The sequence below is a fragment of the Pseudocolwellia agarivorans genome (assembly GCF_002000085.1).
GTDB lineage: Bacteria > Pseudomonadota > Gammaproteobacteria > Enterobacterales > Alteromonadaceae > Pseudocolwellia > Pseudocolwellia agarivorans.
On sequence record NZ_MUZU01000013.1, the window covers coordinates 31,723 to 44,362 of the forward strand.

Consider the following 12,640-nt stretch of genomic DNA (forward strand, 5'->3'; position numbering starts at 1 on the left):
TATTTATTTGTCATCACCTGATTCTTTTTCGTCATCATCTAAAGATTTTAGCTCTTTATTATAATCACGCATCATGTCATCTTTTTTACGTTTATATAATTCAAAACGAGATTTAATTGGACGAGCAGGCCAGTAATTATTATTTACATTGACGTCTGCAGTTTCCCAGTTAGGATCAACAGCAATAGCTGTTATTTCTTTATCTCTAATAAGTAACTTTGAAACTTTACTTGTGTTTTTACGCCAAATTTCAGCAGGAATTTTAATATTTTCTTTGCTGTTATCAGCATAAGTGACTTCTAATAATATTGGCATAACTAAACCGCCAACATTATTAAAATCAATAATGTAGAAGTTACTTTTATTCGTTAATAAAGCTTTTTCCCAATCTTCTAATTTTTTATTAGCGCTATTATATTTATTACGATCAGCATTAGTCGCCGTAAACTTATCATGTTCGTTATAAAAATCTAATAGCTCAGGTTTGTCTTGAGTACGTAACCACTGACCTTTATTACGAAGGTTTGAGATAAACTCAGGCTTTTCGTTTTCTAATGCACGTTCCCATGCTTCTTCAGTATCTGGATTTTGGCTATCTGGACGGTATAAATGAATATCACCTAAAGCAATATCAACATGATCTGTAGTGTAAAACCAACCACGCCAGAACCAATCTAAATCTACAGCTGAAGCATCTTCCATTGTTCTAAAGAAGTCCGCTGGAGTAGGACGTTTAAACTTCCAACGCTGAGCATACTCTCTAAATGCAAAATCAAATAGTTCACGGCCCATAATCGTTTCACGTAGTATATTTAATGCTGTAGCTGGTTTCCCGTAAGCATTATTACCAAACTGTAAAATAGACTCTGAGTTTGTCATGATAGGGACTTGGTTGTTACTTTTCATATATTCAGTAATATCAGCAGCGTGACCGCGACGAGAAGGATAATTTTCTTCCCATGATTGTTCTGCTAAAAACTGTACAAATGTGTTTAAACCTTCGTCCATCCATGTCCATTGACGCTCGTCAGAGTTGATGATCATAGGGAAATAGTTATGGCCTACTTCATGAATAATTACACCTATTAGACCGTATTTGGTTCTACGTGAATAAGTTTTTTCACCTGTTTTTTTATCAAGAGTTGGGCGTGGTCCATTGAAGGTTATCATTGGGTATTCCATGCCACCAACAGGCCCGTTTACTGAAATAGATACAGGGTACGGGTAATCAAAAGTATATTTGTTGTATTGCTCCATTGTATGAATAATAGCTTCAGTAGAATATCTTTCCCATAATGGATTACCTTCATTTGGATAGAAAGACATAGCCATGGTGTCTGTACCACCTTTTTTATATCCTTGAGCATCCCAAATAAATTTACGGCTTGATGCAAATGCAAAATCTCTTACGTTTTCGGCTTTGAAATGCCAAGTTTTCTCTTTTGTAGATCGAGACTTTTCATTTTCTAAGGCTTCGTCTGGAGTTACAATTAAAACAGGTTTTTTAGCTTTTTTGGCTTTATCTAATCGTTGACGTTGTGTTTTAGTTAATACACTTTTAGGGTTTTGTAATTCACCCGTTGAAGCAACAATATGATCTGCGGGTACGGTAATTTTTACATCATAATCACCAAATTCTAAAGTAAATTCGCCGTTACCTAAAAATTGCTTATTTTGCCAGCCGACAGCATCGTAATATGCTACAGCTCTTGGAAACCAGCTTGCCACTTCGTATAAGTAGTTATCGTCTTTTTTAAAATATTCATAACCAGAACGACCACCTAATACTTTTTGTTCTTGTAAAGCGTAGGTCCATTCAATATTGAATTCTATTTCAGCGCCTGTTCTTAGGGGCTTAGCTAGATCAATACGCATCATGGTACCGTTAATCGTATAAGGTAAGGCTTTATTGCTTTTATCGGTAACTTTTAAAATACGGTTTCCGCCATCAAACGTTTCTGTTTCAATGACATTTCGAAAACCACTGTAAGTTATTTTATCTGCAGGTGCGGTACGAGTTAGTTTAAAATCAGAGGCTCTTCCCATTCTATTTTGATCGAGTTGTAACCAAATATAGCGTAGGTTGTCGGGAGAATTATTTTTATAGTTTAACGTCTCACTACCCGTTAACTGCTGAGTTTTATCATCTAATTTGATTTCAATTTCGTAATCAACTTCTTGTTGCCAATATTTATGCCCAGGGGCACCTGAAGCTGTTCTATAGATGTTAGGAGTGGGTAGGATTTCTTCTAATTGACGAAATTTATCATCGTTAACTGTACTTTTTGCTAATGCAGTAGTTGATGTTGCTATAGACAAACAAACTACTGCAGAGCTGAGTAAAAAATTGAGCGTATATTTCATAATAATCCCATTATGCATTTTTAATATGTTTTTATTCTTTTAACTTTATAACATAACTCGCTTCAGTCCGTTAAGGCGTAGCGATAAGTATGCGATAAGAATACCTAAAGATAAGATTAATAGCAGAACAATTATCAAATTAGTGTAGAACAGTGCTTAATTTGAGGATTATTGGCATTTTTTACAGGTACCATGTGCTTCAACAATTTGATGGCTTATTGAAAATCCATGTGTGTCAGCCATTGTTCTTAGGGATGAATCTAAGTCATTCGATTGAATTTCTTCAACGTAACCACAGTTGTCACAAATCAATAATTGAACAGGATGACTACACTCACTAAAGTGATGGCACATAACAAATGAATTAATAGATTCAATTTTATGAACAAAACCTTGTTTACCCAAAAAGTCTAATGCTCTATATATAGTGGCGGGTTTCGCTGAAGCGTCTACTTTCTTCAATTGGTCTAATAGATCATAAGCCCCTATTGCACCATCATGTTGGGCAAGGATTTTAAATACTTGTTCACGTGCAGTAGTAAATCTAGCTCCGCGAGTTTGGCAAACGTGCTTCGCTTGTTCTAATAGTTTTTCAGTAAGCATATTTTTCATTATTTAGGTAAATGACTTTCCAAGTTTATCATAGTGATCCTTTGCGTCTAGATGAATTCGTCACTATTGCCATTCAATTTATAAGCTTAGTTATACAAAACGATTGAATTTCTTATAAATGAGTCATGGTTTTTCTATATTTCTAAGAAAATATTATGCCTAGGTTTATCTCATAAAGAGGGAAGTGCAATTGAAGATAAGACAAAAGCAAAGTGTTATTATTTTGTTAAATAACATAGAAAGATGAACTTATATATTGGATTGTGTATACAATATGTTGTTTTTTAAGGGTTTTTGTGTCGATATAATTTACAGTTTAATTTAACAATAAATTAACATTTATTATTAGTTATTATAATTCAAACACTTATATAGTTGGCATTTTGTTTGCTTAGATTGTTTGTGTTCGAGATGTTAACTCCCTGTGAGTTGTTTAAGTAGCGAATCGAACAAACTAAATTAATTAAGTGTAGCTATTCATTGTGAGAATGGCTTTTGTAAAACTAAAGGAATAAAAATGAAAACATTATTAACTGCTGGCGCATTATTATTAGCAAGTTCTCAAGCATTTGCTGGTATGGTAACTGAAACAGCTTCATTTGGTACTCAAGGTGATCTTACAAATCAACCTATCGGTTTTGGTATCAATGAAACTGTTACAATTAATGCATTTAATACAGCATTGGGTAGCTTAACAGGTGTATCTATTAACGTTTACAGCCAAATAGATACTGCTGGTAAATCTACCAACACAAGTGGTTTAAATGGTGCTAGTCAATTTAAGTTCAACTTAGATAGTGATTGGACAGTTTCTTCTGCAGTAGGTAATTATACTTTTAACAGTGCAGGTAATATTTTTACTGAAACTGATACAGATCACCAAATCAATGAAGTTTTTGATTACGGCCATTTAGATATCTTTAAAACGGGCGCTTTCACATCAACTGATTTTGCTGCATTTACTTCAGACGTTGATTTTAACTTTGTAATTAATGCAACTAGCTCATTTAATAACATTGCTAATGGCGGTAGCGCTTTATTTACTAACCAAATTGATTCAGCAGCTTGGGGTAAAGTTGAAGTTACTTATACATATGATGATGTTTCTACTTCAGTTCCTGAAACTGGCTCTTTAGCTATTTTTGGTTTAGGTCTTGCTGGTTTTGCATTAAGTCGTAAAGCTAAAAAATCTGCTTAATTTATTATGTTAATAAATTAATGTTTATTTAAAATTAAATAAACATCTCCAATAAAAGCACCATATTTATGGTGCTTTTTTATTGTGTAAAATACTCTGACACTCGCTGGGAAGTATGCTGTTTATTGTTGTTCTCTGTGATTACTGTTTAATATTCCAAAGTATTTTTATTTCTTGTAATACAGCTTTAATTACGGGTTCATCTGATCTGTTTTTATTAATCGCAAAAAATAACGGGATCTCAAAATCTAATTGCACGAGTCGTTTTACGTATTGCAAATTTTCAGCTTCTTGTGCTTCATCGTATTCTAAAAAGCTCAGACCATGACCTGCTTTTACTAGTTGTAACCTTGTTTCGTCGCTACTTGTATTTATATTCGCGGTAGTAAACTGTTTTAGTGTAGATTTTAATTTGTCATCAAAGGGACAGTATTTTCCCATTGTTATCCAAGGGGCTTGCGCTAAATCAGTGATCAAGCTTTCATGAGTTAAAAGGGTAGTAGTTGGAGCAATGGTTGTAATTTTTTGTTGTTTGATAGGTAATGCAAATAATTCATTAGGAACATCACCATAAATATAGGCACCGTCAATGACATTGCTTTGCAGTGCAGCTAAAGCAGCTCCGGTAGAAAGCGTTTCAATATTTAAATGAATGCCTTGGCAGTTTTCCGTTATGTTTTCTAATAAAAGGGGTAACTTGAGCAGATTAGGCGATTGATTAATCGAGAGTTTAAATTCACCTATTATTTCACTTTGATTTTCTACCGCTAAATTAACCATATCAATAGCCGAATCTAAGGTTTTTTCAGCTTTAGGTAATAGTAGTTTACCTTTCTCGGTAAGGGCCATACCTTTACTGGAACGTTCAAATAATGGTGTTTTTAATTCTTCTTCAAGACTTTTAATATGAGCACTAATTGCTGGAGGGGTAGTGCATAGTTGTTTAGCAGCAGCGGTAAGGTTACCTGTTTTTGCTACAACCACAAATGAACGTAAATGATAAAATTCCATAGAGTCTCTTAATTTTGTTCTTTAATATAACTTTCTTGGTATAACCAAAAATACAACGAAGCTAACCTCTTCTTTTACACTATAACGACAAACACATGCTAATAGCATTCATAAATTATTAAGCCACACTTCATATTTTATGAATGGATAAGTTTTAGGTTACGAATTACTTTATAACTCAAGCTCTACTAATTAATGAACATATTTAATGAGTAGAGCCAATTTTAAATTAAATTACTAAAGGAACCTATTATGTCTACATTATCAAATGTGCTTGAATTTTCACCCGCGAATAGCGAAGTTGCTAATACATTTTTTTCTAATAAATTAAGCTTTGAAACTGATTGCTCTGATGTGTACGCAGATATAAAAGCAGGCGCTAACAACTATTTATTACTTGATGTGCGTTCTAAAGAAGCTTTTGATAAAAGCCATGCTATTACAGCCATCAGTATGCCTCATGCACAGATAACAGCTGAGTCTTTCGCGCAGTATCCTAAAGATACGGTATTTGTTGTTTATTGCTGGGGACCTGGTTGTAACGGAGCAACAAAAGCGGCTAAAAAAATATCTGCTCTAGGTTTTGCTGTTAAGGAAATGATTGGTGGCATACATTACTGGGAAGATTTTGAACGTTACCCAGTAAATAGATATCAAGCTAATGCTCAAGTGTAATTTTTGTGAATAATAACATAGAAACAGTTATTCGAGAGGCTACAAAGCAAGATGCAGAACAGCTTTGTAGCTTATTTAAACAGCATGCGTTATATGAAGGTCATGATCTTGTTTTATCGGATCAGGCGTTAGCTCTTTTACATTTACCTGATTGTCCTTTAACGATATTTGTTGTTGAAGAAGCTAACGAAATTAAAGGTTATATGAGCCTGATTAAGCAGTTTTCTACATGGGATATGAATTATTATTTATACATGGATTGTCTGTATTTATTACCTGCGCTAAGAGGCAAAGGGCTTGGGAAGAAACTTATGTTGGTTTGTCAGCAATATGGGAAAAAACATAAACTAGCAGAAATTCAATGGCAAACACCTATCGAAAATGTAGATGCCATTGAATTTTATCGTTGCATAGGCGCTAAGCATAAATCTAAGCTTAGGTATTTTTGGGGTTAAGTTTATTATTTTGTCGGCTATTGTTCATGCTTTATGACTTAGCCGCTAAAATAATACCAAAAGACACTAAACCGACTCCGCATGCTTTATTTATCCATTTTTTCATATGTATTAGTTTGTTTTGAAGTGGCTTTGATGTGAACATAATCGAAACCAAGCTAAACCATAACCCATGAAGTATCGCTATATATAATCCATATGCTAATGCGTAGTTGTTACTTGAATCGGCTGAAATTAGTTGGCTAAAGAGGCTGATAAAAAACAACATGGTTTTAGGGTTTAGCATATTGCAAAAAAAACCTTGAACGAAGTACCGTGTAGATTTATTAGTGCTTGAATTTGAGCCTATTTCATCCATTTTATCATTAGCGGTTAAAATACTTTTCACACCAATATAAACCAAATAGGTAGCTCCTGCGTACTTAATAAAAGTAAATAGCATTAAGTTCTGTGAAATTAAGTAACTAATGCCTAGCATTGAATAAGCAATATGAACGCCTATGGCTAGGCTTATTCCACAGGCGGTAAGAATTCCAGCTTTCCTACCTGAATTAATACTATTTTTTAGTACTAATACAAAATCAGCCCCAGGGCTTATAACAATTAAAAAACCAATAATCGCCAAACTAAAAATTTCCATAAATACTTCAAACCTCGTTTAAATTTAGTTTGAGATTGTATCTACTTATTCTTCTACCTATAATCGAAATATAGTGTTTTAAGGTGTGAGTAAAAGTAACAGATGAGGCATTTAAAAGCGTTTCATATTTTTAATGTAGTAGCCGATTCGCCTAGTTTTAGTGAGGCAGCAGTAAAACTTTGCATAACTCATGGAGCAGTGAGTAAACAGATCAAAACATTAGAAAGTTATCTTTCTATCAAATTATTTTTTCGTCAAGGTCGAAACGTACGTTTAACACATGAAGGTGAGCTACTTAAACGTTATACATCGCAAGCATTTCAAATGTTAGATAATGGTGTTAATAAATTATCTCAAGTAAATACTAGCAGCCTTAATGTTTCTTGTGAGCCCACATTAACTATGCGTTGGTTAATGCCACGTATGGGGAGCTTTTATGAGCAGAATCCGAATACAGACATTCGGCTTTCAACAGCAGGAGGAGCTGTAAATCTTGATTCAAATGGCTTATCTATGGCAATTAGACGTGATGATTTTAAACCTCATCCTCATTATAAAAGCACACCTCTAGTTGATGAATGGGTAGGGCCTGTAGTTTCTCCTGAATGTTGGGAGCAAGTGAAAAATGACTTAAGTTCACTTAAGTTAATTCATAGTGATACACGACCTAGTGCGTGGTTAAATTGGTGTAAAAGTACAAATAAGCCTTCGTTACTGAATAACACGTCTCAAAATTTTGCTCATTTCTATTTTTGCTTTCAAGCCGCTGTTGATGGACTAGGTGCCGCTATTGGTTCTTATCCGCTAGTGATTGATGATATACAAAGAGGGAATTTAATCGCGCCATTTGGCTTTGTGTCATCAGGTAATCGTTATATTTTGCTCAGCCAAGATAATGTTTCGGATGACGGTTTAGATCGTAAGTTTATAAATTGGATACAGAATCAGTTATTAGAGTGTGTGCCTGAAAGGAGTGAAAAGTTAGTCCTGTAATGAAATATTACTGTTATTTTTGTATGGTACATCTAAACCTCGTATAATCTGCCAAAATTTGGGTTGGCTCATTAACAGTTAACTTGCTATGTTTTTTAAGGGTTTTTAAAAAGTTTATGATTTCTCATAAACTTTCTGTTGCACCTATGCTCGATTGGGCTGATTTCTAGGTTTATCAAAAGGGGGAGAGAGTCAGGAGTTCCTCTGAGGGGGCTGATTGATATTGAGGGTGACCAAACTCTCTAGTTGTATCAAGTAGCTTCACGTAATTGAGAATATATTACTTAAAATAGATAACGTTGATAATTAGGATGTTTTTTCAGCATTGCATTCGATTAGCTTTAAATTTCTAAAAGCCTTAACATATAATTCTCCAAACTGTTGACGGAAGCTTCCTTAGGTAATAACTATTCTATTCCATCAGCTTTAAAATTTCATTTTATTGATAAGTAAGGAATATGAATCATAGTAATATAGTCCACGATGGAAATAGCTCAATAGCAGTGGTAATTGATGGTACCGCCAGAATATTTACTCTTGATCATTTATTTGATCATGTAATAATAATTGACAACTTTAGATTTGAAGATAATCGAATAGAAACTATATCTATTGCTGTACGACCAACAAATCATGTTTATAGTCGAGCGATAATGGACACAGATAACCATGATAGTCTTGCTGACTCTGGTTTTCTGCTTATTAAGTATGAGTATTATGAAAATAATCCACATAATCAGAAATTAGACAGCTCTGGTCAAAAAATAGTTTCAAGTGATATTCGAGTATTTTGTGAAGATAAATACGAAAGTAGTTTAAATATCCCCCTCTTTGTTGAAGCTTTACAAACTTCGTCCCCACAGTTTTGTGTCCGAGCAAATAAAGGTGATGAACATACGTGTCTCACAGGTTATTTTGAATTTCAACATGGAGCAAGCGAAAAGAAATGTTATGTTGTTTTGTTTAAACTGCATAGATTGACTGCAAGAGAGCTTTCCATGGTAGTAGAGACAGCTTTTTTGGTTGATGAAAATGACTTTCGACTTAGGTTGCTTCAAGGAGATGATACTAAGCCTTTTTTAGTCGCAGTGAAAAATGTTTTTGCTAAGCGCCCACCTTTTCAGGGGGCTGTGCTGCAGAGGTCTAAAAAAGGTTATAAAAAGGCGAAAAAAGCAAGAAAAGCCAAACAAAAATGAGTAAGAATTAATTATTTGAAAACGAAAAAAGCCCAAGAACTTTCAATTACTTGGGCTTTCGAATACAACAAATTTTTCCGAGATCCCTATCACTATCGAAATAGTTGTCTCTGTCTTGCAGAGCGCCACCATCTAATGTTTTTATAAAAAACTTAGTATGTAGGTGACGGGAGGCAGGGTATATAGGAGTGTATTAGCTCCGCAATCCGAACGATCCTGCTCTTACTGTAGATTTAGTATAACGTAATATTTAGATTTAACTCATCCGACCAGTTAAGTGTTTGAATATTAGTTAAATTGTTTTGAGTTTTTAGAGAGGGATGTCTGAAGTTGTTATATACTCAACTGATAATATAACTTTTGTTATTTGCATGCAAAAGCCTGAATGAGGAAACCTACTCAAAATTATATTAAATATGGGTTATTACGAATTAAAGTAACTACACTGGTTCGCTTGTTAATAGAGTCTGAGTTTTACCCGTTAGTTATTTCCAAACCTTCTTATTATTTCTGTATAATCACCAAAATATTTTAAGCTCCAAATCCTACCCATTTTGGGGTGACATAAGGATGACCGCTAATGAAATTCAAGACAATTTTAGGCGATTCAAAGTAACTCAAAGCAATAAATAAATGAATAAATAAATGAATAAAGAAATTATTGAAACAACCGAAAATCCTAAAGCTCCCGTAAATGGGGGACTACATGCACTATCCGTAGCACCCATGTTAGATTGGACTGATCGTCATTGTCGTTATTTTTATCGTGTTATGTCTAAACATACGGTTTTGTATACCGAAATGGTAACTACCGGGGCGATTATCTTTGGAAAGGGCGATTACCTTTCCTATAACGATGCTGAACATCCTGTTGTTTTACAGTTGGGTGGTAGCGACCCTAAAGCTATGGTTGAGTGTGCTATACGAGCTGAGCAATTAGGTTACGATGAAATTAACATTAACGTAGGTTGTCCGTCTGATCGTGTTCAAAATGGTCGTTTCGGAGCATGTTTAATGGGAGAACCTGCTTTAGTTGCTGAATGTGTTTCAAGTATGCAAGCTCAAGTAAACATTCCTGTTACGGTGAAGTCGCGTATTGGTATTGACGATCAAGACAGTTACGAATTTTTACATCAATTTATTGATACGGTGTCGCAAGCGGGCTGCGAGCATTTTATTATTCATGCACGTAAAGCTTGGTTAAGTGGTTTAAGTCCTAAACAAAATAGAGATGTTCCACCGTTAGATTACGAGCGTGTTTATAAAATTAAGTCTGATTTTTCGGATGTGGCAATTTCTATTAATGGCGGTATTAAGTCTTTAGACGAAGCTCAATCACACTTAAAGCATGTTGATGGTGTGATGATCGGGCGCGAAATTTATCAATCGCCTTACTTTCTAAGCAATGTAGATCAAACGCTGTGGCAATCTCAAACGCCAATTCTCAGCCGACTTGAAGTACTCGAAAATATGGCTGAGTACATAGACCGTTATGTTGCTGAAGGTGGTAGAGCATGGCATGTTATTCGACATATGTTAGGTTTGTGTAATGGTTTACCGGGGGCTAGGCAGTTTAGGCGTCATTTAAGTGATTGTTCGGGTAAGCAAGGGGCGGATAGTAAATCGTTGTTTGAAGCTTATTCCTATGTGTCTATTGATAGTGAGACGGGTAACTAATTTTTATTCGTGATGTTGTTTTTATGAGGCTGCAATTATTGTGGCCTTTTTTGTTTTTACCTTCCTTTATTCATTCACACCAATATCTCCCTTTTATAATTTTTATCTGTGGTCAATTTAACTAATTTGATGGTTATTTTAACTAAAAAATAATTTTAGACATAATATGTCTTTATGGTTTATGTTTTGATTTTTTAAATAATCCCTTAATAAATAGTTGTTTATGTGTTTTGTCTAAGTTGGCATGTACCTTGTAATAACACTTTGTAGTAATAACGAAGCGCAACGAAAGTTGTTGTGGTTTTACCTAATAATTTAATACGTATTTATTCAATAGGAGATAAAAGCATGGGTTTATTTACAAGGTTTACCGATATTATTAATGCAAATATTAATAGCATGTTAGATAAGGCTGAAGATCCAGAAAAAATGATCAAACTTATCATTCAAGAAATGGACGAAACTTTAGGTGAAGTTCGAGCAAGTGCCGCTAAATATATTGCAGAGAAAAAAATCGTTCAACGTAACATTATTACGGTTGAAAAAAGCATTGCTGGTTGGAATAACAAAGCTGAAGTTGCGATTCAAAAAGACCGAGAAGATTTAGCCAAATTAGCTTTGAAAGAAAAACATAAAGCGACTGAGCAATTAAATCATTTAACTGATGATATGGCTAAATTAGATGAGTTTTTATTGGCGGTGCAAGACGATGGTAACCGTTTACAAGAAAAACTAACTGAAGCTAAACGTAAGCAACAGTCTTATGTTTTACGTCAGCAGTCAGCCGAGGTGAGGTTAAAAGTTCGCACACAAGCCGTTGTGCATAACATTGATGAAGCTATTACACGTTTTGAACGCTTTCAACAAAAAATAGACCGCGTTGAAGCACAAGTAGAAGCCTACGATTTATCTCAGCCTAAAAACTTAGAAAGCGAGTTCAGAGAACTAGAAGCACAAGCTCGCATAGAAGATGAATTAGAGCAACTAAAAAAGAAGGTAGTTAACGGCTAAAACTGAACTTGATTTGAAGGAAGCTTGTGATGTTTGGAAATATGTTTTTTGTTATTTGTTTTGGTCCTGCAATGATCTTTTTTATAAGTGCAGGGCTGATGTATACGTTTAATAAGGTGATTGGCTTACGTTAAGTGGCCTGTAGGAGATAATAATGAAATACGAACAAGAATATTTAATTAAAAGAACTCTTTATAAAGATAACGTACATAAAAAATTGTCAGGTGTGTGTGGTGGTTTAGCAAGATACTATGGTTTGCCTCGCTTTGGTGTGCGGTTAGCCGCGGTTGTTTCTATGTTTGTTTTTCCTGTGGTAGTGGGTGTTGCTTATGTTGTAGCGGCGTTACTTATTCCTAATCGTTAAGCTATTAATCGTTAAGTTATGCTTTTATTTAAATTAGGGAGTTTGTTATGTCTTTTTTAAAATCACTATTATTAGCCATTGTTGCCACGGTATTCTTAACTTATGTATTGGGTACGAGTTTTGTAGAGTTGCTCGATGTAGATATTTATATGCACGATAAATTAATAGAACCTATACAAGCCATAAGTGTATCTGCATTAGTTATTGTTTTATTAGTTGTAGCAGCTTTAGCTATTATTTTGAGTGTTTTTGGAACCATTATATTTATTGTTTTATTAGGGGTAGGTGCTGCTGTAATGTTTATGGTGGGTGTGTTTTGGCCTATTTTATTGGTTGCATTTGTGGTTTGGTTAATGGCAAGAGACAACAAAGGTGATAGAGAAGTACATTCTTAATGTGAGTGGAGATAAGCCATATCATTTAATATGGCCTTTCTTTTTAGTG

The 12,640-nt window shown here is 34.4% G+C and carries 13 protein-coding genes; 9 read left to right on the forward strand and 4 right to left on the reverse strand.

Annotated features, from left to right (window positions below; translation table 11 throughout):
* Positions 1 to 3: 3 nt before the first annotated feature.
* Together B0X80_RS17085 and zur are read right to left on the reverse strand one after the other, a co-directional pair.
* Complete coding sequence (locus B0X80_RS17085; protein WP_077342506.1) at positions 4 to 2,364, reverse strand: M1 family metallopeptidase; 2,361 nt, start codon at positions 2,362 to 2,364, stop codon at positions 4 to 6.
* A gap of 168 nt (positions 2,365 to 2,532) precedes the next feature.
* The gene (zur, locus tag B0X80_RS17090) at positions 2,533 to 2,967 is read right to left on the reverse strand and encodes a zinc uptake transcriptional repressor Zur (RefSeq protein WP_077342609.1); all 435 of its coding nucleotides are present in this window, start codon (positions 2,965 to 2,967) and stop codon (positions 2,533 to 2,535) included.
* Positions 2,968 to 3,493: 526 nt separating this feature from the next.
* Here zur and B0X80_RS17095 point away from each other — a divergent pair.
* Positions 3,494 to 4,174, forward strand: coding sequence for a PEP-CTERM sorting domain-containing protein (locus B0X80_RS17095; protein WP_077342508.1), 681 nt, complete (start codon positions 3,494 to 3,496; stop codon positions 4,172 to 4,174).
* A gap of 141 nt (positions 4,175 to 4,315) precedes the next feature.
* Here B0X80_RS17095 and B0X80_RS17100 read toward each other — a convergent pair whose 3' ends face one another.
* Positions 4,316 to 5,185, reverse strand: coding sequence for a LysR family transcriptional regulator (locus tag B0X80_RS17100; protein WP_077342510.1), 870 nt, complete (start codon positions 5,183 to 5,185; stop codon positions 4,316 to 4,318).
* A 252-nt stretch (positions 5,186 to 5,437) separates the two neighbouring features.
* Between B0X80_RS17100 and B0X80_RS17105 the strand changes: the two genes are divergently transcribed.
* A complete protein-coding gene (locus tag B0X80_RS17105) occupies positions 5,438 to 5,860 on the forward strand; it encodes a rhodanese-like domain-containing protein (RefSeq protein ID WP_077342512.1) in 423 nt (140 codons plus the stop codon).
* A 5-nt stretch (positions 5,861 to 5,865) separates the two neighbouring features.
* Positions 5,866 to 6,315 carry a GNAT family N-acetyltransferase gene (locus B0X80_RS17110; protein ID WP_175623974.1) on the forward strand — a complete coding sequence of 150 codons (450 nt, stop codon included), beginning with the start codon at positions 5,866 to 5,868 and terminating at the stop codon, positions 6,313 to 6,315.
* A 31-nt stretch (positions 6,316 to 6,346) separates the two neighbouring features.
* Here B0X80_RS17110 and B0X80_RS17115 read toward each other — a convergent pair whose 3' ends face one another.
* Positions 6,347 to 6,955 (reverse strand): LysE family translocator, encoded by a 609-nt coding sequence (locus B0X80_RS17115; RefSeq protein WP_077342515.1) that lies wholly within the window; start codon positions 6,953 to 6,955, stop codon positions 6,347 to 6,349.
* Between the two features lie 102 nt (positions 6,956 to 7,057).
* Between B0X80_RS17115 and B0X80_RS17120 the strand changes: the two genes are divergently transcribed.
* The 6 genes from B0X80_RS17120 (at position 7,058) to B0X80_RS17145 (ending at position 12,591) form a co-directional block, all read left to right on the forward strand.
* Complete coding sequence (locus tag B0X80_RS17120; protein ID WP_077342516.1) at positions 7,058 to 7,948, forward strand: LysR substrate-binding domain-containing protein; 891 nt, start codon at positions 7,058 to 7,060, stop codon at positions 7,946 to 7,948.
* A gap of 458 nt (positions 7,949 to 8,406) precedes the next feature.
* Positions 8,407 to 9,144, forward strand: a complete 738-nt coding sequence (locus B0X80_RS17125; protein WP_077342518.1) for a hypothetical protein — start codon at positions 8,407 to 8,409, stop codon at positions 9,142 to 9,144.
* A gap of 645 nt (positions 9,145 to 9,789) precedes the next feature.
* A complete protein-coding gene (gene dusA / locus B0X80_RS17130) occupies positions 9,790 to 10,821 on the forward strand; it encodes a tRNA dihydrouridine(20/20a) synthase DusA (protein WP_077342520.1) in 1,032 nt (343 codons plus the stop codon).
* A 348-nt stretch (positions 10,822 to 11,169) separates the two neighbouring features.
* Positions 11,170 to 11,832, forward strand: a complete 663-nt coding sequence (pspA, locus tag B0X80_RS17135; RefSeq protein ID WP_077342522.1) for a phage shock protein PspA — start codon at positions 11,170 to 11,172, stop codon at positions 11,830 to 11,832.
* Between the two features lie 154 nt (positions 11,833 to 11,986).
* Positions 11,987 to 12,196, forward strand: coding sequence for a PspC domain-containing protein (locus B0X80_RS17140; RefSeq protein ID WP_077342524.1), 210 nt, complete (start codon positions 11,987 to 11,989; stop codon positions 12,194 to 12,196).
* 47 nt (positions 12,197 to 12,243) lie between these two features.
* The gene (locus tag B0X80_RS17145) at positions 12,244 to 12,591 is read left to right on the forward strand and encodes a hypothetical protein (RefSeq protein ID WP_077342526.1); all 348 of its coding nucleotides are present in this window, start codon (positions 12,244 to 12,246) and stop codon (positions 12,589 to 12,591) included.
* Positions 12,592 to 12,640: the final 49 nt, after the last annotated feature.